The following is a 383-nucleotide window of genomic DNA, read 5'->3' on the forward strand; positions in this document are numbered from 1 at the left end:
GGTACTTTTGCTGGGGAAATCACTGGGGAGCATATCCCACTGACAACCGCTCTTGAGGATATACAGCAGGGCACAAAACACCTCATACACATCGACTTTTCGAGGACGCGTACGTTTTCGGCTGCTGAGCAACAAGGGTTCAATTTTTTGAAAGGCTTCTCGGCTGATATCACTCGGGTAGGTTTTTCTCATTCTAGCAGGTCACTTATATAGGCACTTATCTTATTTGGGCGGACAGAATACAGGAAAAACAATTACGTTCAAAAAAGATTCCAAATGGGCTCTAATACTACAGTCGTAATTGCTCTGTCACCATAGGGTTATTCCGACGACGGTAATGACATTGTTGTGCATAGTATTGGTGTCGTCGTCGCCAGTCTGAC

The 383-nt window shown here is 44.9% G+C and carries 1 protein-coding gene; it reads right to left on the bottom strand.

Annotation, left to right across the window (positions count from 1 at the left end):
- On the bottom strand, positions 1-192 hold a 192-nt coding region (locus Xedl_RS20120; RefSeq protein ID WP_143187526.1), incomplete at its 3' end, for a transposase.
- Positions 193-383 lie beyond the last annotated feature (191 nt).

Source organism: Xenorhabdus eapokensis (genome assembly GCF_001908105.1).